Here is a 22,796-nt window from a genome sequence, read left to right on the forward strand (position 1 = left end):
CGACCGGGGCGCGAGGTAGGGCCTGCAGCGCCGTCGAGCAACCGCTCCCGGCTCAGGCCGGGGCGGCGTCCTGGACGTGGAGGCTGGCTGAGGTGTCACCCTGCCAGGTCTCGGCGCGCAAGGCGCCGCAGAGGTGCAGCGGGCGGCCACGGGCGTTCAGCAGCGCGTCGGCCAGGGCGCCTTCCTTCGCGCGGAAGCAGACGGCCTTGAGGCGTTCGCCCCCCTCCCCTTCCAGGAAGGCGCGAATGGTCGCGCCCTCCTTCCCCACGCGGTCGGCACGGACGACACGGGCGTGGCGAAGGGCGAAGACCGGTTCCTCGTTGCCGGCACCGAAGGGCGCGAGGCGGGAAACCTGGGTCGCCAGCGTCGCGGTCGCAGCACCGACGGACAGCGTGCCCTCGACGATCAGGTCGGCGACTTCCGGCAGGCCGGCGGGCCGGGTCAGGCGTGCGGAGAGGAAAGCCTGGACCTCGTCCTGCCGTCCGTCGCGGAAGGAGAAGCCGGCCGCCATGGTGTGGCCGCCCCCCGTCTCGAACAGCCCGGCCTGGCGCGCGGCGATGACGGCGGCGCCGAGGTCCATGCCGGGCACCGAGCGGCCGGAGCCCTTCACCAGCCCGTTCGCTATACCGCCGACGAGGACAGGGCGGTGGAAGCGGTCCTTCAGCCGGCCCGCGACGATGCCGACGACGCCGGGGTGCCAGCCCTGCGCGCAGACGAGGAGGACGGGGTGGCCCTCCGCGACCGCGGCTTCCGCCATGACGGTCGCGGCAGCGACGACCTCGGCCTCGACCTCCTGCCGGCGGCGGTTGATCTCGTGCAGGCGTTCGGCGATCGCGCGCGCTTCGATCGTGTCCTGTTCGAGGAGGAGGCGCAGGGCGAGGTCGCTCTCCCCGATGCGGCCGGACGCGTTGACGCGTGGGCCCAGCCCGAAGCCGAGCGAATGGGCCGTCGGCGCGTCCTTCACGCCGGCGATCTCCAGCAGCGCCGCGACACCCGGCCGTCCGCGGCGCGCCATGATGCGCAGGCCCTGGGTCACGAGGGCGCGGTTCAGCCCGGTCAGCGGCATCATGTCGCAGACCGTGGCGAGGGCGACGAGGTCCAGGTGCTCCAGTAGCGAAGGCTCGGGACGCGTCGCGAACCAGCCGGCCTTGCGCAAGGCGCGGTGCAGCGCAACCGAGGCCATGAAGGCGACGCCGGCGGCGCAGAGGTTCTTCAGGCCGGAGGTACAGTCGAGACGGTTCGGGTTGACCGTCGCGAGGATGTCGGGTGGCGGCCCCTCGGCCTTGTGGTGGTCGAGGACGACAATGTCCGCCCGCCCTTCCGCCGCGACGAAGGCGGCGTGTCCCGCGATCCCGCAGTCGGCGCAGACGATGAGGGTCGCGCCGCGGTCGCAGAGCGCGGCGATCGCCGGCGCGTTGGGGCCGTAGCCCTCCCTCATCCGATCGGGAACGTAGTGCGTCGCGTCAACGCCGAGGTCCCGCAGGACCTGCACGAGGAGGGCGCCGGCGCAGGCTCCGTCCGCGTCGTAGTCGGAGTAGACGACGACCGTCTCGCCGGACCGCACCGCTGCGGCCAGCCGATCCGCCGCAGGGTCCATGTCGCGGAGGCAGGACGGGTCGGGCATCAGGGCGCGGAGTTTCGGCTCCAGGAAGTCCGTCGCCTCCTCGACGCCCACGCCACGAGCGGCGAGGAGGCGGCCGACGATCTCCGGCACGTCCAGCCGCTGCGCGATGGCCAGGCCCGCGCGCGCGTCGCCCTGCCGCCAGACCCAGCGACGGCCGGTGACGGAACGCGTGACGCCGAGGACGGCGTCCGAGACGCCCAGGTCAGGCAACGAATCAGGCAACGAACACGCCGGGCTTGCGGGTCATATTGTGGTGGCCCTCGATGTAACGGACCGTGCCGGACTTGCTGCGCATGACGATGGAATGGGTGAAGGCGCCCTGCGCCTCGCGCCGCACGCCCTTCAGCATGGCGCCCGTGGTCACGCCGGTCGCGGCGAACATGACGTCGCCCTTCGCCATCTCCTCGACCGTGAACTTCTTGTCCGGATCGGTGATGCCCATCGAGCGGGCGCGGGCCTTCTGGTCCTCGTCCTCGTAGATCAGCCGGCCCTGCATCTGGCCGCCGATGCAGCGCAGCGCCGCGGCGGCCAGCACGCCCTCCGGCGCGCCGCCCCAGCCCATGTACATGTCGACGCCGGCTTCCGGCTGGCTGCACGCGACCACGCCGGCGACGTCGCCATCGGGGATCAGCATGATCCGAGCGCCAGCGGCGCGGCAGGCCCGAATCATCTCCTTGTGTCGATCGCGGTCGAGGATGCAGACGACGAGGTCGCCGACCTCCACCTTCTTCGCGCGCGCCAGTTCCCGCAGGTTCTCCTCCGGCTTCGCGTCAAGGTCCACGAGGTTGTCCGGCAAGCCCGCGCCAACCGCGATCTTGTCCATGTAGATGTCGGGCGCGTGGAGAAAGCCGCCTTTCTCCGCCACCGCGACCGTCGCGATGGAGTTCGGCATGCCCTTGGCGCAGATGGACGTACCCTCCAGCGGGTCGACGGCGATGTCCATTTCGGGCCCGCCCATGCCGACCTTCTCGCCGATGTAGAGCATCGGCGCCTCGTCCATCTCGCCCTCGCCGATCATCACGGTGCCGGAGATGGCGACGCTGTCGAAGGCGCGGCGCATCGCGTCCACCGCGGCGCCGTCGGCCGCGTTCTTGTCGCCCCGCCCGATCCAGCGCGATGCCGCGAGGGCCGCCGCTTCCGTCACGCGGACGAGTTCGAGGGCCAGGTTGCGGTCGGAATGGCGCGGCGTGTCGCTCATAGGGCTTCGATCCGGATGAGGGCGGGGGGTTCGAGCACGGCGTCGAGGGCGGCGATGCGGGCGATGGCACCCTGCATCGCGGTCTCCGTGGACTCGTGCGTGGTGAGCACGACGGGCACCGCCTCACCGGGCGAGCGGCCGCGCTGGAGCATGGATTCGAGGGAGATGCCGGCGTCCCGCAGCGCGCCCGTCACGTCCGCGATCACGCCCGGGCGGTCCACGACCATGAGGCGGAGGTAGTAGGCGCCGACGCGCTTCGCGATCCCGAGGGAAGGCGTGTTCGCGAGCGTCTCCGCGCCCCAGACCGGCGTGTGCCGTCCCCGCGCAATGTCCACGAGGTCCGCGACGACCGCGGAAGCGGTCGGGCCCGCGCCGGCGCCGCGGCCTTCCAGCACGATGCGACCCACGTGGTCGCCCTCGGCCACCACCGCGTTGAAGACGCCGTCCACGCGGGCGATGGGGTGGGAGACCGGCACCATGCAGGGGTGCACCCGCGTGTCCACGCCGGCATCGCCCTGCGATGCGAGGCCGAGGAGCTTGATGCGGTAGCCCAGTTCCTCCGCGAGGCGGATGTCGAGGGCGCTGATGTTGCGGATGCCCTCGACGTGGACCGCGCCGAAGTCCACCGGCCGCCCGAAGGCCAGGGCCGCCAGGATGGCCAGCTTGTGCGCCGCATCCACCCCATCCACGTCAAAGGAAGGGTCGGCTTCGGCGTAGCCGAGCTTCTGCGCCTCGCTCAGCGCCTCCGCGAACTCGCGGCCGCGTTCGCGCATCTGGGTCAGGATGTAGTTGCAGGTGCCGTTCAGGATGCCGGTGACGCGGCGGATGCGGTTGCCGGCCAGGCCTTCGCGGATCGCCTTGATGGCGGGGATGCCGCCGGCCACCGCAGCCTCGAAGGCCAGGGGGACGCGGGCGCGCTCGGCCGCCACGGCCAGTTCGGCGCCGTGCACGGCCAGCAGCGCCTTGTTCGCAGTGACGACGGGCTTGCCCGCCGCCAGTGCAGCATTCAGCAGTGCACGGGCCGGGCCCTCGCTGCCGCCGATCGCCTCGACGATGACGTCCACGCCGGCATCGGCCGCGAGCGCCGCCGCATCCTCGTACCAGCGCAGGCCGGAGACCGGTACGCCGCGGTCGCGCGAGCGGTCGCGCGCGGAGACCGCGACGACCGCCACGGGCCGGCCGGCCCGCGCCGCGACGATGTCCGCGTTGTCCCGCAGGAGGGTGAGGACGCCCGCCCCGACGGTGCCAAGGCCCGCGACGCCGACGGAAAGCGGTTTCGTCACGCGCGAGCCTCTTCCGGCTCCATGGCCGGCGCCACGTTGTCGCCCTGCAGGAAGGCCTTGATGCCGCGCAGGCCCTGCCGGATGCGGTGGGAGTTCTCGACCAGCGCGATCCGCACGTGGTCGTCGCCGTGTTCGCCGAAGCCGATGCCCGGCGCGACCGCGACCTTGGCGCGGGCCAGCAGCAGCTTGCTGAACTCGACGGAGCCGAGGTGCCGGAACCGTTCGGGGATGGGGGCCCAGACGAACATGGAGGCCTCGGGCGAGGGAACCTCCCAGCCGGCGCCGCGCAGGCCCTTGATGAGGACGTCGCGGCGTTCGCGGTAGAGCGTCCGCATCTCCTCGATGCAGTCCTGCGGCCCGTTCAGAGCGGCGGTCGCCGCGACCTGGATCGGCGTGAAAGCGCCGTAGTCCAGGTAGGACTTGACGCGGGTCAGGGCGGAAATCAGGCGCGGATTGCCGACCGCGAAGCCCATGCGCCAGCCCGGCATGTTGTAGGTCTTGGACATCGAGGTGAACTCGACCGCCACGTCCTTCGCCCCGGGCACTTCCAGCACGGAGGGCGGGGGGTTCCCGTCGTAGTACAGCTCGGCATAGGCAAGGTCCGAGAGGATGAACAGCTCGTGCTTCCGGCAGAGCGCGACGAGTTCCCGGTAGAAGTCGAGGCTCGCGATGAGCGCCGTCGGGTTCGACGGGTAGTTCACGATGACGGCCGTCGGCTTGGGGACGGAGAGCCGCACCGCCCGCTCGATCGCCGCGAGCATCGTGTCGTCCGGCGTGTAGGGCAGGCTGCGCGCGGAGGCGCCGGCGATGAGGAAGCCGAACTGGTGGATCGGATAGGACGGGTTCGGGACGAGGATGGTGTCGCCCGGCGAGGAGATGGCCTGCGCCAGGTTCGCCAGCCCCTCCTTGCTGCCGAGGGTGGCGATGACCTCCGTCTCCGGGTCCAGCTTCACGCCGAAGCGGCGGGCGTAGTAGGCGGCCTGGGCCTTGCGGAGCCCCGGGATGCCCTTCGACGCGGAATATCGGTGCGTCCGCGGGTCCTGCACGGCCTCCACCAGCTTGGCGACGATGTGCGGCGGCGTCGGGCTGTCCGGGTTGCCCATGCCGAGGTCCACGATGTCCTCTGCCGCGGCGCGCGCCTTGGCCTTCGCCCCGTTCACCTCGGCGAAGACGTAGGGCGGCAGTCGGCGGATGCGGTGGAACTCTTCGGGCATGGCACGGATCCCTGGGTCGAGGGCGTCAGTAGATCGGATCGCCGGCGGCTGGAACCAGCCGGCCGAGGGAACCTACAGCCGCGGCGGGGGCGGCGGTGCCGAGAGGCTCGGCGCCACCGGCGCGGTGAGCTCGGCGGGCGGGGGCGCCGGAATCCCGCCGATCTCCGGCACGGCTGGCGCGGCACCGGCGGCAGACCGCGTTCCAGGGAGGGTCAGCGTCGCCGGCCCGGTCCCGACCGGCGGCGCGGCCGCGAGCCGCGGTGGCGGGGGCGGCGCTTCCGGGATGGCCGCAGCGCCTTCGGTTTGCGGCCGGGTCGGGACGGGCAGGCCGAGGGGTGCCGGGGTCGCGGCCGCAGCGCGGTTGGCGGCGAGCGCGGCCGACAGCTCCGCCCGAGATCTCAGCCGGGCCGCGATCCGGCCGGGCGGGTACGACCGAGAAGTTCGGCCGTGGCGACTCCAACCCCGCCGGCGTGCGCCGACCCTGCAGCGGATCGCCCGTCACCTGGCGGTAGAACTCGAAGGGGCTCTCCGACGGAGAACCGACGCAGGCCCCGAGCGGAACGGCCATGACCCCGAGCAGCAGGAGGCCGGCATGCCCCGTCCGCGCTTGCCCCGCCCCCGCGTCTTTCCTAAGTGCCGGCGTGGATGGTCCGGGGCCGCTTCGGGGCGGCACCGCGTCGCGCTGCATGGGGCGATCCTCTTCGTCGACCGGTTTGCCGTAAAGCGGCGGCGGGCGGAAGCGGGGACCGGACGGATCGGCGCGCCGCGCCGCGGGAACGGGGATGACCAAGGTGAGCCAGGACGGGCAGACGGGTCGGGTCGAAGGCGACCGGACCGGCGACATCGCGCCGGAAGCCGGCCCGGCCGGCAACGCGCTGGCCGGCGCAGGCGCGCTCGGCGGCCCGACCGACGGCGCGCCGCCCGCCAAGGACCCCCCAGGGAAAAGGCCGGCAAGGGTGGCAAGCGGGCGAAGTCCCCCCTGCGAACGACGACGCGGCGGCGGTCAGGATCGCCGCGAACGGTGCGGGACATGAAGGCCAGTCGCCCGGCGAGGCGGTGGTGGAGGCCGCGGCGGCTTCGACCATCGCCTCCCCCGTCGCCCTCGCGGTTGGCGCCTCGCCCGACGCGCCGCCCGTCGACCCGATCCCGGTGAGCGCGCCGCCGAAGCCTGCGGCGCATCTCGATGCGGCGAGGTCCGAAGGCGAGGCCAGCGCGAAGCAGGACGTGGCGCCGAAAGTCGAGGCTCCGAAGCCCTCGGCCAACCCTGCGCCGAAGGAGGAGGCGAAGGAGGCCGTGCCGGCCTTCCGCATGCCCGATCCCGCCGTCGTCTCCCGCACCATGGCGGACGTCGCGGAGCGCGGGCAGCGCCTGGTCGCCGACTTCCTGCGACGCCAGACGCCGCAGGAGGCCGCGGCCGCCAACCCGGACCCGCTGAACATCGGTTCCGCCTTCATGGAAATGACGGCGCGGATGATGACGAACCCCGCGCAGCTCATGCAGGCGCAGATCGGATTCTGGCAGGACTACCTGACGCTCTGGCAGAACACGGCGCGGCGCTTCATGGGCGGGGAAACCGCGCCGGTCATCACCGAAGCCAAGGGCGACCGCCGCTTCAAGGACGAAGCCTGGAAGGACAACGAGGTCTTCGACTTCATCAAGCAGTCCTACCTGCTGTCGTCGCGCTTCTTCACGACGCTCGCCCAGCAGACGGACGGGCTGGATCCGAAGCAGGCGCAAAAGGTCGATTTCTACACGCGCCAGTTCGTGGATGCGATGAGCCCGACGAACTTCTGGATGACGAACCCCGAGGTCCTGCGGAAGACGGCGGAGACGGGGGGCGAGAACCTCCTGAAGGGCCTGTCCAACCTGCTGACGGACCTCGAGCGCGGCAAGGGAAAGCTGCGAATCTCGATGACCGACGAGACGAAGTTCAAGGTCGGCGAGAACATCGCGGTCACGCCGGGCAAGGTGGTTTATCGCAACGAGCTGATGGAGCTGATCCAGTACAGCCCGACGACGGAGACGGTGCTGAAGCGGCCGCTCCTGGTCCTGCCACCCTGGATCAACAAGTACTACATCCTCGATCTGCGCCCGAAGAATTCCTTCGTTCGCTGGGCCGTGTCGCAGGGCCATACGGTCTTCATCTGCTCCTGGGTGAACCCGGACGAGTCGCTCGCGCAGATGGGCTTCGAGGACTACATGCGCCTCGGCCCCTACGCCGCTCTGCAAGCGATCGAGAACGCGACGGGCGAGCGGCAGGTGAACGCCATCGGCTACTGCCTCGGCGGCACGCTGCTCGGCGCGACGCTCGCGCACATGGCGAGGACGGGCGATGACCGCGTGGCGTCGGCGACGTTCTTCACGACGATGCTGGACTTCGAGGAGGCCGGCGAACTCGGCGTGTTCATCGACGAGGAGCAGCTGCAGGCGCTCGAAGCCAAGATGAACGAGCGTGGCTTCCTCTCCGGCGCGGAGATGGCGACGACCTTCAACATGCTCCGCGCCAACGACCTGATCTGGTCCTTCGTCGTGCAGAACTACCTGCTGGGGCAGGAGCCCTTCCCCTTCGACCTGCTCTACTGGAACAGCGATTCCACGCGGATGCCGGCGAAGATGCACTCCTTCTACCTGCGCCGGATGTACCAGGAGAACGACCTGGTGAAGCCCGGCGGCATCGAGCTGCTGGGCGAGCGCCTGGACCTGCGGGACGTCCGCACGCCGACCTACATCCTCGCCACGCGGGAAGACCACATCGCGCCGTGGAAGAGCAGCTACCGCGCGACCCAGCTCTTCAAGGGACCGATCCGCTTCGTCCTCGCGGCCTCCGGCCACATCGCGGGCGTCGCGAACCCGCCGGAAGCCGGGAAGTACTCGCATTGGATCAACGAGAGCCTTCCGACCTCGACGGATTCCTGGTTCGAGGGTGCGCAGGAGATGGCTGGGTCCTGGTGGGGCGATTGGAACCGCTGGGTCCACGCGCAGGACGACGCGACGGTGCCGGCCCGCGTGCCGGGCTCAGGCGGACTGCCGGCGCTGGAGGACGCGCCCGGTTCCTACGTGAAGGTCATGGCGCAGGACTGATCGGCGGCGCGCTGAGCGAGCGGCTTCGTCGCGCTACCGGCGCGACACGGCCATCTTTGCGACGAGGACAGCCCTGAGGGCAGCGTGATCGCCATCCGACGGGAGGCGATCATGAGCGGTTCCACTGGCACGGCGGGCGGCGACTTCACCCCGCCCCCACCCGGCAACGGCGTGACGGACCTCATCAACAACTCTTCGAATATCGGCAAGGAGGTCACCCAGACCATCGTCTCGGAGGGCTTGAGCCGTAGCCTTGAGGCGGCAGGCAAGGCGACGCTGGGCAAGGGGGCGGGCGCCTTCGTCCAGCCGGCCGTCTGGCTTCTGGGCGGCAAGATGCCGCAGCCGGGCGACATCCCGCTCTGGGGTCTCTCGACGGCGGCGGGGCTGACAGGCCCGATCGGCGCGGCGGCGGGAATCGTGACGGGCGTGGTGAAGGCGCTCGTCGAGGACCACGAGGACGGGATCATCGCGGAAGCCGTCCGCCGCGAGCCGGAGAAGTACCGCCCCTTCATCACATCGGTCCGCAACTACGGCATGTCGGGCCGCGGCATTGTCGCGATGACCATCGCGAACCACGGCGGCGCGACCTGGCGCGTCGGGCCGGCGACCTGGGTCTACATCAAGGATGCGAGTGGCCGGCTCGTCTGTGACTACGAACCGGCCTACGCGATGGAGATCTACGCGCCCGTGCTGCCGCTCCGCATCGTCGGCCGGGATGGCGATGGGCTGAAGTATCAGTGGCGCGCGCGGAGTGGGAACATCGTCGGCTGACGTCGCCGTCCCGCGCGTCTCAGCGCCCGAGGTTGTCCACGTTGGCGTCGGACCCGCCGAGGCCGCCCCGATCGGGCGGTACCGGGCTTTCGGGCCGTGCCAGCCAGCCATTGGTGGCATCGAGGAGGCGGACCTCCTCCGTCAGCGCGTTCACGCCGAGTTCGAGGGCCGGCAACGGGCCGGTGTTGGACAGCCGGTCCAGCGCCGCTTCCGCGCCGCGTGGGAAGAGGCTGACCGGCAGGGCCGCGAGGGCGGCACCCCGGTTTCCCGCGCCCAGCGCCCGGCTCGCCGCGGCCAAGGCCTGGATCAGCGGGCCGGCCGGGGCGAGCGCGTCCACCCCGATCGCCGCCCGGGTCTCGTTCCGTGCCGTGCCGATGCCCTCCTTCGTCCCGCGCGACAGGGGAGCCCAGCGGGGCTGCCCCGCGATGTCGGCCGCCAGCCATTCCAGCACGGACGCCACCCGGGCCGCCCGGGTCGGGTCCCGCGCGATCCCGAGGCTCGCGCCCCTTGCGTCACGATCCAGCAGGGCGATCGCAGCGCGTCCCGGATCCGCGTTGGTCGGCAGCAGACCGGCCGGCGGCGGCAGTGGCTGGTTGGAACGCCGGAGCTCCGCGCAGGCAGGCAGCAGCAGCGCGGCGGTCAGGAGGGTGCGGCGGCGCATGGCGGAGCGATCCGTCGAGACGGGGCGCGGGATGCGGCCCTCCGCCCCCTTGGCGCGTGCCCGGGTCCGCCGCAAGCCGCCGGCGTCAGCGCTGCAAGGCGCTGATGTCCCATTCGTCCCGGCCGAATTCCAGGTCGCGCTGCGCGCGCCGGGTCGCGGCGTTGGCCTGCGGCAGGCGCGGGAGGGTGGCAAGGCGCGCGACCGTGCCGGGCGCGAAGACAGGCGCCGGCAAGGCTGCTTCGGCGCCCGCGGCATCCCCGCGGAGGAGCGCGTCCGCGGCCCGGTCGAGGGCGGGCACGACGACCGCGGCCGGGGCGTCCGGCGCGATCCCGACGGCACCCCGGACCTCGAACCGCGCCGCCTGCAGCGCGGGCCCTGTGATCGGGCTGTAATTCGTGAACTCAAGGTTCCGCGGCACGGATTCGGCGAGCCATTCGAGCCGGGCGACGGCGATCGCGGCCTCCGCGGGATGGCCGGCGAGGCGAGCGGGGGAGGCGAAGGCCTCCGCAGCCCCCGAGATGACATTGGCCGCGGGGGAGTAAGGGCCGGCCGCGGCGCGGGGCGGAATGGGGATGTCCACCTGGCCGGCGGGTCCGCCGGCACAGCCGGACAGGGCCAGTCCCAGGGCGAGGGCGCCGGCGAGCCGACGGGGTGTGCGCCAATGCGGCATGTTCGCGTTCCTCCTGCGGCCGGGCCGCGCTCCTCCCGTGGGACGAGGTGGCCTGGGCGTCACCCGCGGGTGTCGGCCAGGCTCCGCGCGTGCTCCTGCGCCAGTTCGGCGTAGTGCACCGCCGTCTGATCCCAGGTCACCCGCTCCTCCAAGGTCATGACGCGCTTCAGGACGGCCGGGCTTCCCACCCACAACTCGTTCCGACCGATCCGTTTTCCAGGGGGGAGCAGGCCGCCTGCGCCGAGCATTCCGCCTTCCTCGATCACCGCTCCGTCAAGGACGGTCGCGCCCATGCCGACGAAGGCCCGGTTCTCCAGCGTGCAGGCATGGATGATCGCGGCGTGACCGACCGAGACGTCGTTGCCGATGATCGCGGCGAAGGAGGCGCGGTTGACGTGGACGATGGTGCCGTCCTGCAGATTCACCCGGGCGCCGATGCGGATGTGGTTCGTATCCCCGCGCAGGACGCAGCCGTACCACACGGACGAGCCCTCCCCGATCGTCACGTCGCCGATCACCGCGGCGTTCGGGGCGACGAAGGCCGTCGGGTGGACCGACGGCCAGGTTCCGCGAAAGGGGTAGAGGGGCGGCGAGGCGGGCTGCGGCTGGATCCGCGCCGCGACGCTCATGCCGCCTTCTCGAGCCGTTGCGCCACGTCGAGGCCGAGCATCAGGCCGAGGTTCTGCACCGCGGCGCCCGAGGCTCCCTTGCCGAGGTTGTCGAGCTTCGCGACGAGCACGGCATGGTGCCGCGCGGCGTTGCCGAAGACGCGGAGTTCCAGGGCGTTGGTTTCGTTCAGGCTTTCCGGCTCGATCTTGCCGTTGTCCGATGCCGGCATGACGCGGACCCAGGCACTGTCCCGGTAATGCGCGACCAGGGCGTCCCGCAGCGCATCGGGCGACGGATTCCCCTTTAGCGTGTCGAGGTGGAGGGGGATGGAGACGAGCATGCCCTGCCGGTAGTTCCCCACGCTCGGTACGAAGATCGGGCGGCGGATCAGGCCGGAATACCTTTGCAGTTCCGGCAGGTGCTTGTGCTCCAAGCCTAGGCCGTAGAGCTCGAAGGACGGGGCGGTGCCACCCTCGAACTCCGCGATCATCGCCTTCCCACCGCCGGAGTAGCCGGAGACCGCGTTCACCGTAATCGGGTGGTCCCGCGGGATGATCCCCGCATCCACCAGCGGGCGCAGCAGCGCGATGCCGCCGGTCGGGTAGCAGCCGGGATTGGCGACGCGGCGGGCGGCGGCGACGGCCGCTGCCTGCTCCGCCGAGAGTTCCGGGAAGCCGTAGACCCAATCCGGGTTGATGCGATGGGCGGTGGACGCGTCGAGCAGCCGTGGCCCGCCGCCGGGCAGGGAATCGGCCAGCGCCGCGGCCTCCTTCGCCGCGGCATCGGGCAGGCAGAGCACGACGGCATCGGCCGCCGCATAGATGTCGCGCTTGGCCTCGGGGTCCTTCCGGCGCTCGGGCGGCAGGGAAAGCAGGCGGACGGCCGGGTTGGTCTCCAGGCGCTCGCGGATCTGCAGGCCGGTCGTGCCGGATTCCCCGTCGATGAAGACGCTGGGGGTGTGACCTTGGGCCATCTGGCTCTCCTCTGGCTCCGATATGGGGTGAATGGCAGTCCGAAACGCAAGAGGGGCGGACCCTTGCGGGCCCGCCCCCCTGTGGGACGACACGTTGCGGGCCGACGCCGGCCCGCCCGACGTCAGCGCTTGGAGAACTGGAAGGAACGTCGCGCCTTCGGCTTGCCGTACTTCTTCCGCTCGACCACGCGCGGGTCGCGGGTGAGGAACCCGGCCTTCTTCAGGATCGGACGCAGCCCCGGCTCGAAGTTCACCAGCGCGCGGGACAGGCCGTGGCGCACCGCGCCGGCCTGTCCGGAGAGGCCGCCGCCGACGACCGTGCACATGACGTCGAACTGCTGGTAGCGGTCCGCGACGAGGAAGGGCTGCGCGAGGAGCATGCGCAGCACGGGCCGCGCGAAGTACCGCGTCACCGGCTTGTCGTTCACGGTGACGGTGCCCTTGCCCGGCTTGATCCAGACGCGGGCCACGGCGTTCTTCCGGCGGCCCGTCGCGTAGGCGCGGCCGAAGGCGTCCTTCTTCGGCTCCCGCTGCACCGCGGGCGCGTCCGGGGAGGCCGGGGAGGCCGGGGTGCCGGCCACGAGGGTCTTGAGGTCCGCGAGGGAGGTCGCGGTCGCCTGGGTGGTCTGTTCGCTCATGGTGCTCAGGCCGCCTTCGCGCGCGCGGCGACGTTCTTGGGATTCAGGGACGCGACGTCGAGCGGCTGCGGGCTCTGCGCCTGGTGCGGATGCTCGGCGCCCGCATAGACGTGGAGGTTGCGCATCTGCTGGCGGCCGAGCGGGCCGCGGGTGATCATCCGCTCCACCGCCTTCTCGATCACACGCTCGGGGAAGCGGCTCTCGAGACGTTCCCGCGCCGTACGGCCTTTGATGCCGCCGGCGTAGCCGGTGTGCCAGTAGAAGACGCTCTGCTCCGCCTTGTTGCCGGTCAGGCGGACGCGCTTGGCGTTGACGATGACCACGTGGTCGCCGCAATCGACGTGCGGCGTGAAGGTCGTCTTGTGCTTGCCGCGGAGCCGCATGGCGACGAGGGAGGCGAGCCGGCCGAGGACGAGGCCGTCGGCGTCGATGAGGATCCAGTTCTTCTGGACCTCCGCCGGCTTGATGGAGCGTGTCTGGGTGGCGAGCATGGGACCTGGTGACTGCGGAAGGTCGCGCTGTATGGGGCGGAAGGGATTGACGGGTCAAGGGATTTTCTTGTGGTAACATGATACCACAGCCTTTGGTGCCGCGGCCCGATCCGCCATCGCGGAGGCGGCGCCGGTGGCCGGGCCTCCTCCTCGTGCCGCTGGTCGCCCTGTTGCTCGTGCTCGCTTTTCCAGGCGCGGTGCAGCTGCCGGCGCACTACGACCCCTTCGCCCCGCTCGACCTGCGCGACGCGCCGGGGGTACTGACGGAGTTCAGGCTCCGGCGGATGGAGCGGGACCCGGAGGCCTGCCTCGCCGCCTTCGCCCATTCCGGCATCCCCGTCACGCGGGCGCCCGAGATGCCGGTCCGGGATGGGTGCGGGATCGCGAACCCAGTGCGGCTGCCCGGCACCCTGGCCTACGTGCCCTCCGCCCCGGTCGTCGCCTGCCCACTCGCGGCGGCCTGGGCGATCTACGAGCGGCACGGGCTGCAGCCCGCGGCCCAGGCCCATCTCGGGGCGCGGGTGACGGGGGTGCGGCACCTCGGCGCCTACAATTGCCGGAACGTAAACCACGCGGAGCGCGGCAACCGCAGCCGGCACGCCTTCGGGATGGCGATGGACGTCCAGGCCTTCACCCTTTCCGACGGGCGGACGGTCGCGCTACCGCGGGACTGGGGGGCCGGGGATGGCCGGGGCGCCTTCCTCCGCGCGGCGCGGGACGGGGCATGCCGCGTCTTCGACGTCGTGCTCGGTCCGGAGCATAACGCGGCCCACCGCGACCATTTCCACCTGGACCGCGGGGGATGGAGCGCCTGCCGTTGAGAATTGCACGAGAGCCCCGCCGTTTCCCCCGGATCTCGCGCCGCGGGCGGGCCGGCGCGTGACCGAGTCTCCCGTCGCGGTCATCGGCGCGTCCGGTCGCTCCGGCGCGGCGCTTTGCCGGGCGCTGGCCGCGGCGGGCCGGCCCTTCATCCCCGTGGTGCGCGACGCGGCGCGATGGGCCGCCACGGGCATCACCGGCCAAGCGCGGGTCGCGGACCTGAAAGATTCGGCGGCGCTGCGGGCCGCCCTGGCCGGGGCCGGGCGCATCGCGTCCGGCGCCCATGCGCGCCACGCACCGGCCATCCTGGACGCGGCGCCAAAGGGCGTGCCGATCGTGCTGATGGGCAGCACCCGCCGCTTCTCCCGCTGGCACGACGACCACGGGGACGGCGTGCGGGCGGGCGAGGCCGCGCTGATGGGGAGCGGCCGGCCCGGCGTGGTCCTGCACCCCACGATGATCTACGGCGCGGAAGGCGAGGACAACGTCCAGCGCCTCGCCGCACTGCTGCGGCGCCTGCCCGTCGCGCCCCTGCCCGGCGGCGGGCGGGCGCTGGTGCAACCGATCCATCAATCCGACGTGACGCGCTGCCTGATGAGGGCGCTGTCGCGGGACTGGAACGGACCGGCCGCCGTCACGGTCGCGGGTCCGACCCCCTGCCCTATGCCGATTTCCTGCGCGCCGTCTGCAGGGCCGCCGGGCTTCGGCCGCCGCCGGTCCTGCCGGTGCCGTTGCCGCCGCTCCTGCTCGCCGCGGGTGCCCTACGCCTGATCCCCGGTTTGCCGAAGGTGCGGGCGGCAGAACTCCGCCGGCTGACGGAGGACAAGGCCTTCGACATCGGCCCGATGCGGGACCTTCTCGGCGTGAACCCCATCCCGCTGGAGACCGGTCTCGCCTTGACCTTCGCCCGGGGTTAGGCGCAACAAAACTGCCATGCCCATCATCAACCGCATCGCCGAGTTCCACGACGACATGACGGCGTGGCGCCGCGACTTCCACACGCACCCCGAGCTGAACTTCCAGGAAGTCCGCACCAGCGGGATCGTCGCGCAGAAGCTACGCGAGTTCGGCTGCGACGAGGTCGTGACGGGCATGGCGACGACGGGCGTCGTCGGCGTCATCAAGGGCCGGGGCGAGGGCGGCGCGATCGGCCTGCGCGCCGACATGGACGCGCTGCCGATCGAGGAGGACACCGGCCTTCCCTATGCGTCCAAGACCGCCGGCGTCATGCATGCCTGCGGCCATGACGGGCACACGGCGATGCTGCTGGGTGCCGCGCGCTACCTCGCGGAGACGCGGAACTTCTCCGGCACGGCCTACGTCATCTTCCAGCCCGCCGAGGAAATGGGTGGCGGCGGCGAGGTGATGGTCAAGGAAGGGCTGTTCGATCGCTTCCCGATGGACCGGGTCTACGGCCTGCACAACTGGCCCGGCGCGCCGGAGGGTATCTTCCTGCACCGCGTCGGCCCGGTGATGGCCGCCGTCGCCGACATCCGAGCGACGATCACCGGCAAGGGCGCGCACGGCGCGATGCCGCACCGCGGCAACGATCCCATCGTGATCGCGGCGCAATGCGTCTCCGCCCTGCAAACGATCGTGGCCCGCAACATGGACCCGCTGGAGAACGCCGTCGTCACGATCGGCGAGATCAAGGGCGGCAACGCGTTCAACGTCATCCCGCAGAACGTCACCCTGCGCGGCACGGCACGCTGGTACCTGCCGGAGGTCGGCGACCTGCTGGAGAGCAAGGTCCGCTCGCTCATCACCGGCATCGCTGCGGCCTTCGGTGCGGAAGCGGAGGTCCATTTCGACCGGATGTATCCCGCGACGATCAACGAGGAATCCAGCACGGGGTTGGCAGCGGAGGCCGCGAAGGCGGTGGCCGGGGATGCGAAGGTTGAAGAACTGCCCGCGCCGACGATGGGCGGGGAGGACTTCGCCTTCATGCTGAACGTCAAGCGCGGCGCCTACCTCATGCTCGGCGCGGCCCGGGGCGCGGACGATGCGATGCCGCACCACCCTCGATACGACTTCAACGACAACATCCTGCCTATCGGCGCCTCCTGGTGGGCGACGCTGGTCGAGCAGCAACTGCCGCGGCGGGATTGACGGCCAGGCGGGCGACCCGGGGCAGGCCGCGCGGCACCATGGCCGGGCCCGGATGGCGGCGCGTCCAGGGTGACCGGATTGACCGTTCCGGCGTTGTCATTGCCACGGCGAAGGAGGCCGCAAAGCCATGAAGCGGTGTCCGAAATCCGGAGGCTTGGGCATTCCGACCGCCCTTCGCGCGGGTGCCCTCGTCGCCGCCTTGGCCGCCCTGCCCGGGTGCGTCGTCGTGCCGGTCCCAACCTACTACGATACAGGTGCGGTGGGGGCCGGGGCTGCGTTGGGGGCGGCCATCGGCACGCTGATCGACCAGTCCACGGCGGCCTACCCGCCGCCGGGAGCGGTCTGGGATCCGTACGCGCGGGTCTGGCGGCTGCCCTGATCCGGCCCTGCGGTTAGCGCAGGAGGCACCAGGCGTCCTCATCGGCCGTGGCGGCATACCGCAGCACGATCCGGTGGCCCACCTCCTCGGCCGCGTCCACCCCGGCGCAGCCAAGGGCGGCCGCGACGGGCGGGAGGGGGCGGACGACCTCCGCCAGCCGCGGGACGACGTTGCCCTGGGACAGCGCGACACCGCCGGAGAACCCGGCCACCGCGAGCATGGCGCCTGCGATCAGGTGGTTAGCGATGGTGTTCACGATGCCCTCCTCGGCGGGAACACCGGCAGGAAAGCGTAACGGCGCGGCGGTTTCAGTACCGCCCTTCCGATGGCGACCTTCGGCGCCGCCTATGGAGCGGCGAGGCTCTCCCGGATGCCGTCCAGGGCGATCTGCGCCGCGAGCGCGGCGAGCACCACGCCGAGCACGCGGCCGATCACGTGCCCGCCCGTCCGGCCCAGGAAGCGCGCGACCTGCGCCGCGGAAAGCATCGCGGCGAGGGTCACGAGGAGCGCCACGGCGAGCGCCCCGATGATCAGGGCGATCTGCGCGACGTCCCCGGCCGCCTGTTCCCGCAGCAGCACCATCGTCGTCATGGCGCCGGGACCGGCCAGGAGCGGGATGGCGAGCGGGAAGACGGAGATGTCCTCTGCCGTTTCGGCAGCGGCCTCCTGCTCCTCGCGGGTGGCGCGGAGGGCAGTGCTGCCCATGACCATGTCGGCCGCGAGCAGGAACAGCAGCAGGCCGCCCGCGACCTTCATCGCGGGAAGGCCGATGCCCATGGCGCGCAGCAGCCAGCCACCGAAGATCGCGAAGCCCAGGAGGACGAGGAAGGCGATGCCGCAGGCGCGCATCGCCTGTTCCCGCCGCTCGGCCGGGCTGTCGCCGGGGGTCATGCCGGCGAAGATCACCGCGGTCCCCGGCGGGTCGAAGATCACCAGCAGCGCGACGAGGGCGTAGGCCGCGCCCTCCCACATCGGGTCAGGACCCGACCTTCAGGGTGGAGACGAGGCCGCGCAGGCAGGCGATGAGCGAGAGCGGCGTCAGCTTGCCGGTCCGGGGGTTGGACGGGGTCGGGACACCCTCGATCGTCATGACGAAGCGGGCGGCCTCGGCCTCCACACGGATGGTGTGGGTGTTCCGGGTGACGGTGGGGTCGGCCCAGATCTCGACGCCCGTGCGTTCTGGCCCGATGCCGGCGAGGCCCAGCGCGGCCGCGACGTTGACGTTGGCCGGGAAGCCACGCGCGGCCTCGACGGCGTTGCCCTTGAAGACAAGCGTCGGTTCGCTGATCGCGCCCATGTCCATGTTGCGCTCGACCAGGTAGGGGGCGCCGGCGAGGCCTCCGGGCGGCTTCCGCGTCTCGATCGTCACGCTCTCGACATTGCCCTCGGCGGCAGCGCGCACGGCGTCCAGGCCGAGCAGGGCACCGGTCGGGACGACGATGCGGGCGCCGTGGCGCCGCGCTTCCTCGACCAGGTGCATGCGCGGCAGCAGCGCGCCGACGGAGGATGGGACGAAGATGCGGCCGCGGCGGATGGTGGGGATCGCGACCTGCTCGAAGACGGCGGCCGGTGCGGCCTCGACCACGATGTCGGCGTGTTCAGCCAACTCGCCGAGCGGGACGAGGGCCGGGCGGTTCGCGAAGCCCGCGAGGTTGGCTTCGGCCTTCGTCGCGTCGCGCGCCGCGACGGCGGTCAGGCGCAGGCCCTCGATCCCGCGGTCCAGCGCGCGCGCCAGATCGAGCCCGATCGCGCCGAGGCCGGCGATTGCGACGGTATTGGACAAGTCTCTCTTCCCCCCTCGTCGCGGCGGCCCCCTACACGACGGGGCTGGCGCCGCCATCCACGTTGATCGCCGTGCCCGTCACGTAGTCCCCCGGCAAGGTCACGAGCGCCAGGGCCATGGCGGCGAATTCCTCGGCACGGCCGATGCGGCCCATCGGGATGCCCGCGGCGGCCTCGGCCTGCCATTCCTCGTAGGTCATGCCGCCCGGGTCGGCGGCGTGGCGGCGGATCCACTGGTCGCTGTCGATCCGGCCGACGAGCAGGGCGTTGACGGTGATGCCGAGCGGCGCGCCCTCCCCCGCCAGGACCTTCGTCAGCGCCATGCCGGCGGCACGGGAGATGGTCGTCGGCGCGCTGCCGGCGCGCGGCGCCTTCGCCCCGGTGTTCAGGACGTTGATGATCCGCCCGTACCGGCACTCCGCCATGCCGGGCCAGGCGAGGCGGGTCAGCCGGATGGCGGCGAAGAGCTTGAGGTCCAGGTCGTCCTGCCAGTCCGCATCGGAGAGGGAGAGGAAGGCGCCGGTGCGGGAAGTGCCCGCGTTGTTCACCAGCAGGTCAACGCCGCCGAGCGCGGCCCGGGCGCCGTCGAAGGCGACCTGGCAACCCGCGGCGGTGGAAACGTCGGCGGTGATGGGCACGGCGCCCGGGATCTGTGCCGCGGCAGCCGCGAGGGCCGCCTCGCCCCGGGCGACCATCGCCACGCGGGCGCCGGCTCCGGCGAAAGCGCGGGCCATGGCGAGGCCGAGGCCTTTCGAGCCGCCGGTGATCAGGGCACGGCGGCCTTCGAGGGAAAGCTGCATCGTCACGTGATCCGGGGAAGAGGGGTGGGGCGACCTACGGGGCTCGAACCCGTGACATTCGGCACCACAAGCCGACGCTCTGCCAGCTGAGCTAAGGCCGCCACACGGGGCTGCTCCGCCTTTCGGCGGATCGCGGCCCGGCGGCGGATGTAGGGCGCCGGCCGTCGGCTCGTCAACGGGGCCGCACCCGCGGAAGGCTTACGGTCAGCCCGCGGCGCGGGCCTGTTGCCGCCCCGCCTTCCAGTCCGCGAGGCGGCGCAGCGCCTCCTCCAGCACCGCCTCGCCCTTGCAGAAGGCGAACCGGGCGTAGTGGGTTGGGGCATCGGGGCCGGCATAGAAGGCCGAGACGGGGATGGCCGTGACCTTCGCGACCTCGGTCAGGTGACGGCAGAAGGCGACGTCGTCCCCCGCGAAGCCCAGTGGGCGGAAGTCGGTTGTCACGAAGTACGACCCCTGGCTCGGCAGCACGCCGAAGCCCAGCGCGGCCAGGCCGGCGGCCAGCCGGTCGCGCTTGGCCTGAAGGTCGGCCGAGAGGCCGGCGAAGTAGTCGTCCCCCTTCGCCAGCCCAACCGCGACGGCCCGCTGCAGGTTCGGCGGCGTCGTGAAGGTCAGGAGTTGGTGCGCCTTGGCGACGTTCGGCGCGAGGGAGCGGTCGCAGGTGACGTAGCCCACCTTCCAGCCCGTCAGCGAGAAGGTCTTGCCCGCCGAACCGATGCGCATGCAGCGCTCCCGCATCCCCGGCAGGGTCATCAGGGGGATGTGGCGCCAGCCGTCGAAGGTCAGGTGCTCGTAGACCTCGTCGCAAACGGCGTAGGCGCCGTGGCGCTGGACGAGATCGGCGATGAAGGCGAGCTCGGCGGCGGTGAAGACCTTACCGGCCGGATTCATCGGCGTGTTCAGAAGAATGGCCTTGGTCTTCGGGCCGAAGGCGGCGGCCAGTTCGGCACGCGGCAGCTCCCACTTCGGCGGCGTCAGGCGAACGAGGCGCGGCACCGCGCCGAGCATGCGCACCACCGGGAGGTAGGTGTCGTAGAGCGGCTCGATCAGCACGCATTCGTCGCCTGGGTTCAGCACGGCCATGAGGCAGGCGGTGATCGCCTCGGTCGCGCCGGAGGTCACGACGACCTCGGCGGCCGGGTCCACCTCCAGGCGGTAGAAGCGGCGGTTGGCGTCGGCGACGGCCTGGCGAAGTTCCGGCACGCCGGTCAGCGGCGGATACTGGTTGCGGCCGTCCAGCAGCGCATCGGCCGCGGCGCGGACCACGTCGGCCGGGCCATCATAATCCGGGAAGCCCTGGCCAAGGTTCACCGCGCCATGCTGCACCGCCAGCGCGGACATTACGGTAAACACGGTCGTGCCGGTCGCGGAGAGAAGGTCGTTCTGCGGCTTCAGGTCGGCGGTCATCGCGGCGGAGGCACCCGATCGGCTTGGGGAGCGGCCCGATGCCTGGGGGTAACCTCCCCTGCCCCGGCCCCGGGCATGCCGCGGAATATGGCCCCCTGTCCCTCGTCGCGCAACGACCGGGCCCTGGCGCATTGCCTTCAACATGGGCAGTCTGCCTGCGTCATGGTCGCTTCCGCCGCCAGCGCGAGCGAAATCGGCCGGCGGCGCATGGACGGGTGGGCACGGGGCATGCAACACCCCGCGCGGCGCGTCACGGCGCCGCCATGCAGCCGCGGGATGACGCCGCGGGGTCGAATGCGGGAGGAGAGCTCCTGCCCGGACGTGGCGACGCGGACCGGGATGGGGCGGGATGAGCCGATGAAAAAGATCGAAGCGATCATCAAGCCCTTCAAACTCGACGAGGTGAAGGACGCGCTGCACGAGATCGGGCTGCAGGGCCTGACCGTCGTGGAAGCCAAGGGGTTCGGCCGGCAGAAGGGCCACACCGAACTCTACCGCGGCGCCGAGTACGTCGTGGACTTCCTGCCGAAGGTGAAGGTCGAGGTGGTCTGTCCGGATGACCTGGCCGACCGCGCGGTGGAAGCGATCACCGCCGCAGCCCGCACCGGCCGCATCGGCGACGGCAAGATCTTCATCACCGACGTGCAGGAGGTGGTGCGCATCCGGACGGGCGAACGGGGCGAGGAAGCCGTCTGACGCTTTCGCGGGTTGGCGTTCCCGCGCGGCCTGAGGGTTGCGTGGCGCCGATCCGATGAGTGACCCCGTGCCATGGGGGCGCGGGACAGTCTGTGCAGGGGAACAGGACCAACCGGAATGGCGAACGACAAGTCAGGCGTGTCCAAGGTCATGGACATGATCAAGGAGAACAGCGTCGAGTACGTGGACTTCCGCTTCACGGACCCGAAGGGCAAGTGGCAGCACACGGCGCAGCATGTCTCGACGGTGGATGAGAGCACCTTCGAGGACGGCATCATGTTCGACGGCTCCTCGATCGCCGGCTGGAAGGCGATCAACGAGTCCGACATGATCCTCATGCCCGACACGCTGAACGCCTGCATGGACCCGTTCAGCGCCAAGCCGCAGATGGTTCTGTTCTGCGACATCTACGAGCCGTCGACCGGCCAGCGCTACACGCGTGACCCGCGCGGCACCGCCAAGAAGGCGGAAGAGTACCTGAAGTCCACGGGCATCGGCGATACCGCCTTCTTCGGGCCCGAGGCCGAGTTCTTCGTGTTCGACGACGTGAAGTTCGGCACCGGCGGCAACTACGGCCACTACAAGCTGGAATCCGGCGAGGGCCCCGGCGCGTCCATGAAGGACTTCCCCGAAGGCAACATGGGCCACCGCCCCGGCGTGAAGGGCGGCTACTTCCCGGTCGCACCCGTCGACTCCGAGCAGGACCTGCGCGCCGAGATGCTCTCGACCATGATCGAGATGGGCGTCGCCGGCGAGAAGCACCACCACGAGGTCGCGCAGTCCCAGCATGAGCTCGGCACGAAGTTCGGGCCGCTCGTGACCCAGGCCGACCACATGCAGATCTACAAGTACTGCATCCACAACGTCGCGCATTCCTACGGCAAGACGGCCACGTTCATGCCGAAGCCGATCTACGGCGACAACGGCAGCGGCATGCACGTGCACCAGTCCATCTGGAAGGACGGCAAGCCGCTCTTCGCCGGCAACGGCTACGCGGACCTGTCGGACTACGCGCTGTGGTACATCGGCGGCATCATCAAGCACGCGAAGGCGCTCAACGCCTTCACGAACCCGCTAACCAACTCCTACAAGCGCCTGATCCCGGGCTTCGAGGCGCCGGTGCTGCTGGCCTACTCCGCCCGCAACCGGTCGGCCTCCTGCCGCATCCCCTACGCGACGTCTCCGAAGGCGAAGCGCGTCGAGGTGCGGTTCCCCGACCCCGGCGCGAACCCGTACCTCGCTTTCTCGGCGATGCTCATGGCGGGCCTCGACGGGATCAAGAACAAGATCCATCCGGGCGACCCGATGGACAAGGACCTCTACGACCTGCCGCCGGAGGAGCTGAAGGGCATCCCGACGGTGTGCGGTTCGCTGCGCGAGGCGCTGCAGTCGCTCGAGGCCGACCACGAGTTCCTGCTGGCCGGCGACGTCTTCGGCAAGGACCAGATCGAGAGCTACATCGAGCTGAAGTGGCAGGACGTATACAAGTTCGAGCACACGCCGCACCCGGTCGAGTTCGAGATGTACTACTCGGTCTGAGCGAAGAACCCAGTCCACAACAGCGTTTTCGGGCGGCCCGCGTCAGACTGACGCG

The 22,796-nt window shown here is 71.2% G+C and carries 22 protein-coding genes, 1 tRNA gene and 1 pseudogene; 8 read left to right on the forward strand and 16 right to left on the reverse strand.

Going from position 1 to position 22,796, the window contains the following annotated elements; translation table 11 throughout:
• Window positions 1-52: 52 nt before the first annotated feature.
• Genes recJ through ACE7GA_RS24410 form a run of 4 tightly spaced genes read right to left on the reverse strand, consistent with a single transcriptional unit; the run spans window position 53 to window position 5,319 of the window.
• Window positions 53-1,834: a single-stranded-DNA-specific exonuclease RecJ gene (recJ, locus tag ACE7GA_RS24395; RefSeq protein WP_376092828.1), complete on the reverse strand. Its 1,782-nt coding sequence runs from the start codon at window positions 1,832-1,834 to the stop codon at window positions 53-55.
• A 4-nt stretch (window positions 1,835-1,838) separates the two neighbouring features.
• Window positions 1,839-2,822 (reverse strand): class II fructose-bisphosphatase, encoded by a 984-nt coding sequence (gene glpX, locus ACE7GA_RS24400; protein ID WP_376092831.1) that lies wholly within the window; start codon window positions 2,820-2,822, stop codon window positions 1,839-1,841.
• Window positions 2,819-4,105, reverse strand: coding sequence for a homoserine dehydrogenase (locus ACE7GA_RS24405; RefSeq protein ID WP_376092834.1), 1,287 nt, complete (start codon window positions 4,103-4,105; stop codon window positions 2,819-2,821). The genes glpX and ACE7GA_RS24405 overlap by 4 nt, the downstream gene beginning before the upstream one ends.
• Entirely contained in the window at window positions 4,102-5,319 is a 1,218-nt protein-coding gene (locus ACE7GA_RS24410) for an LL-diaminopimelate aminotransferase (protein WP_376092837.1), read from the reverse strand. The genes ACE7GA_RS24405 and ACE7GA_RS24410 overlap by 4 nt, the downstream gene beginning before the upstream one ends.
• Window positions 5,320-6,627: 1,308 nt before the next feature.
• Between ACE7GA_RS24410 and ACE7GA_RS24415 the strand changes: the two genes are divergently transcribed.
• Both ACE7GA_RS24415 and ACE7GA_RS24420 read left to right on the forward strand, forming a co-directional pair.
• Complete coding sequence (locus ACE7GA_RS24415) at window positions 6,628-8,400, forward strand: PHA/PHB synthase family protein (RefSeq protein ID WP_376100512.1); 1,773 nt, start codon at window positions 6,628-6,630, stop codon at window positions 8,398-8,400.
• 111 nt (window positions 8,401-8,511) lie between these two features.
• Window positions 8,512-9,171 (forward strand): hypothetical protein, encoded by a 660-nt coding sequence (locus ACE7GA_RS24420; protein WP_376092840.1) that lies wholly within the window; start codon window positions 8,512-8,514, stop codon window positions 9,169-9,171.
• 19 nt (window positions 9,172-9,190) lie between these two features.
• Here ACE7GA_RS24420 and ACE7GA_RS24425 read toward each other — a convergent pair whose 3' ends face one another.
• From ACE7GA_RS24425 to rplM, 6 genes are all read right to left on the reverse strand, one after another.
• Window positions 9,191-9,832, reverse strand: a complete 642-nt coding sequence (locus tag ACE7GA_RS24425) for a hypothetical protein (protein ID WP_376092842.1) — start codon at window positions 9,830-9,832, stop codon at window positions 9,191-9,193.
• Between the two features lie 85 nt (window positions 9,833-9,917).
• A complete protein-coding gene (locus ACE7GA_RS24430) occupies window positions 9,918-10,502 on the reverse strand; it encodes a hypothetical protein (RefSeq protein WP_376092845.1) in 585 nt (194 codons plus the stop codon).
• A 59-nt stretch (window positions 10,503-10,561) separates the two neighbouring features.
• Window positions 10,562-11,131, reverse strand: coding sequence for a gamma carbonic anhydrase family protein (locus tag ACE7GA_RS24435; protein ID WP_376092847.1), 570 nt, complete (start codon window positions 11,129-11,131; stop codon window positions 10,562-10,564).
• Window positions 11,128-12,084, reverse strand: coding sequence for an N-acetyl-gamma-glutamyl-phosphate reductase (argC, locus tag ACE7GA_RS24440; protein ID WP_376092849.1), 957 nt, complete (start codon window positions 12,082-12,084; stop codon window positions 11,128-11,130). The genes ACE7GA_RS24435 and argC overlap by 4 nt, the downstream gene beginning before the upstream one ends.
• Window positions 12,085-12,206: 122 nt before the next feature.
• Window positions 12,207-12,722: a 30S ribosomal protein S9 gene (gene rpsI / locus ACE7GA_RS24445; protein ID WP_376092852.1), complete on the reverse strand. Its 516-nt coding sequence runs from the start codon at window positions 12,720-12,722 to the stop codon at window positions 12,207-12,209.
• 5 nt (window positions 12,723-12,727) lie between these two features.
• On the reverse strand, window positions 12,728-13,213 hold the full coding sequence (gene rplM, locus ACE7GA_RS24450; protein WP_376092854.1) for a 50S ribosomal protein L13: 486 nt from the start codon (window positions 13,211-13,213) through the stop codon (window positions 12,728-12,730).
• A gap of 152 nt (window positions 13,214-13,365) precedes the next feature.
• Here rplM and ACE7GA_RS24455 point away from each other — a divergent pair, with 152 nt between their 5' ends.
• The 4 genes and pseudogenes from ACE7GA_RS24455 (at window position 13,366) to ACE7GA_RS24470 (ending at window position 16,520) form a co-directional block, all read left to right on the forward strand.
• On the forward strand, window positions 13,366-14,034 hold the full coding sequence (locus ACE7GA_RS24455; protein ID WP_376092857.1) for an extensin family protein: 669 nt from the start codon (window positions 13,366-13,368) through the stop codon (window positions 14,032-14,034).
• Between the two features lie 58 nt (window positions 14,035-14,092).
• Window positions 14,093-14,949 (forward strand): annotated as a pseudogene (locus tag ACE7GA_RS24460) (SDR family oxidoreductase).
• A 16-nt stretch (window positions 14,950-14,965) separates the two neighbouring features.
• Complete coding sequence (locus tag ACE7GA_RS24465) at window positions 14,966-16,141, forward strand: M20 aminoacylase family protein (protein WP_376092860.1); 1,176 nt, start codon at window positions 14,966-14,968, stop codon at window positions 16,139-16,141.
• Between the two features lie 154 nt (window positions 16,142-16,295).
• Complete coding sequence (locus ACE7GA_RS24470; protein WP_376092863.1) at window positions 16,296-16,520, forward strand: hypothetical protein; 225 nt, start codon at window positions 16,296-16,298, stop codon at window positions 16,518-16,520.
• 13 nt (window positions 16,521-16,533) lie between these two features.
• On the opposite strand, the gene ACE7GA_RS24475 is transcribed toward ACE7GA_RS24470, so the two are convergent.
• The 6 genes from ACE7GA_RS24475 to ACE7GA_RS24500 all read right to left on the reverse strand — a co-directional run bounded on the left by ACE7GA_RS24475 (window position 16,534) and on the right by ACE7GA_RS24500 (window position 20,506).
• Complete coding sequence (locus tag ACE7GA_RS24475) at window positions 16,534-16,776, reverse strand: hypothetical protein (protein ID WP_376092866.1); 243 nt, start codon at window positions 16,774-16,776, stop codon at window positions 16,534-16,536.
• 89 nt (window positions 16,777-16,865) lie between these two features.
• Window positions 16,866-17,492 (reverse strand): MarC family protein, encoded by a 627-nt coding sequence (locus tag ACE7GA_RS24480; protein ID WP_376092869.1) that lies wholly within the window; start codon window positions 17,490-17,492, stop codon window positions 16,866-16,868.
• A gap of 4 nt (window positions 17,493-17,496) precedes the next feature.
• Window positions 17,497-18,303 (reverse strand): aspartate dehydrogenase, encoded by an 807-nt coding sequence (locus tag ACE7GA_RS24485; RefSeq protein WP_376092872.1) that lies wholly within the window; start codon window positions 18,301-18,303, stop codon window positions 17,497-17,499.
• 31 nt (window positions 18,304-18,334) lie between these two features.
• A complete protein-coding gene (locus tag ACE7GA_RS24490) occupies window positions 18,335-19,102 on the reverse strand; it encodes an SDR family oxidoreductase (RefSeq protein ID WP_376092875.1) in 768 nt (255 codons plus the stop codon).
• Window positions 19,103-19,127: 25 nt separating this feature from the next.
• Window positions 19,128-19,203 (reverse strand) — tRNA-His (locus ACE7GA_RS24495).
• A 103-nt stretch (window positions 19,204-19,306) separates the two neighbouring features.
• Entirely contained in the window at window positions 19,307-20,506 is a 1,200-nt protein-coding gene (locus ACE7GA_RS24500) for an aminotransferase (RefSeq protein WP_376092877.1), read from the reverse strand.
• 357 nt (window positions 20,507-20,863) lie between these two features.
• Here ACE7GA_RS24500 and ACE7GA_RS24505 point away from each other — a divergent pair, with 357 nt between their 5' ends.
• Window positions 20,864-21,202 (forward strand): P-II family nitrogen regulator, encoded by a 339-nt coding sequence (locus ACE7GA_RS24505; protein WP_376092879.1) that lies wholly within the window; start codon window positions 20,864-20,866, stop codon window positions 21,200-21,202.
• A 117-nt stretch (window positions 21,203-21,319) separates the two neighbouring features.
• The gene (glnA, locus tag ACE7GA_RS24510) at window positions 21,320-22,741 is read left to right on the forward strand and encodes a type I glutamate--ammonia ligase (RefSeq protein ID WP_376092882.1); all 1,422 of its coding nucleotides are present in this window, start codon (window positions 21,320-21,322) and stop codon (window positions 22,739-22,741) included.
• Window positions 22,742-22,796 lie beyond the last annotated feature (55 nt).

Origin of the sequence: Roseomonas sp. CCTCC AB2023176 (genome assembly GCF_042259275.1) — a bacterium.
Classification (GTDB): domain Bacteria; phylum Pseudomonadota; class Alphaproteobacteria; order Acetobacterales; family Acetobacteraceae; genus Roseomonas.

Coding starts and splice junctions, on each gene's coding strand:
- glpX (WP_376092831.1), bottom strand. CDS start 2,822: ATGAGCGACACGCCGCGCCATTCCGACCGCAACCTGGCCCTCGAACTC.
- ACE7GA_RS24410 (WP_376092837.1), bottom strand. CDS start 5,319: ATGCCCGAAGAGTTCCACCGCATCCGCCGACTGCCGCCCTACGTCTTC.
- ACE7GA_RS24415 (WP_376100512.1), top strand. CDS start 6,628: ATGCCCGATCCCGCCGTCGTCTCCCGCACCATGGCGGACGTCGCGGAG.
- ACE7GA_RS24420 (WP_376092840.1), top strand. CDS start 8,512: ATGAGCGGTTCCACTGGCACGGCGGGCGGCGACTTCACCCCGCCCCCA.
- ACE7GA_RS24425 (WP_376092842.1), bottom strand. CDS start 9,832: ATGCGCCGCCGCACCCTCCTGACCGCCGCGCTGCTGCTGCCTGCCTGC.
- ACE7GA_RS24430 (WP_376092845.1), bottom strand. CDS start 10,502: ATGCCGCATTGGCGCACACCCCGTCGGCTCGCCGGCGCCCTCGCCCTG.
- ACE7GA_RS24435 (WP_376092847.1), bottom strand. CDS start 11,131: ATGAGCGTCGCGGCGCGGATCCAGCCGCAGCCCGCCTCGCCGCCCCTC.
- argC (WP_376092849.1), bottom strand. CDS start 12,084: ATGGCCCAAGGTCACACCCCCAGCGTCTTCATCGACGGGGAATCCGGC.
- rpsI (WP_376092852.1), bottom strand. CDS start 12,722: ATGAGCGAACAGACCACCCAGGCGACCGCGACCTCCCTCGCGGACCTC.
- rplM (WP_376092854.1), bottom strand. CDS start 13,213: ATGCTCGCCACCCAGACACGCTCCATCAAGCCGGCGGAGGTCCAGAAG.
- ACE7GA_RS24465 (WP_376092860.1), top strand. CDS start 14,966: ATGCCCATCATCAACCGCATCGCCGAGTTCCACGACGACATGACGGCG.
- ACE7GA_RS24480 (WP_376092869.1), bottom strand. CDS start 17,492: ATGTGGGAGGGCGCGGCCTACGCCCTCGTCGCGCTGCTGGTGATCTTC.
- ACE7GA_RS24490 (WP_376092875.1), bottom strand. CDS start 19,102: ATGCAGCTTTCCCTCGAAGGCCGCCGTGCCCTGATCACCGGCGGCTCG.
- ACE7GA_RS24500 (WP_376092877.1), bottom strand. CDS start 20,506: ATGACCGCCGACCTGAAGCCGCAGAACGACCTTCTCTCCGCGACCGGC.
- ACE7GA_RS24505 (WP_376092879.1), top strand. CDS start 20,864: ATGAAAAAGATCGAAGCGATCATCAAGCCCTTCAAACTCGACGAGGTG.
- glnA (WP_376092882.1), top strand. CDS start 21,320: ATGGCGAACGACAAGTCAGGCGTGTCCAAGGTCATGGACATGATCAAG.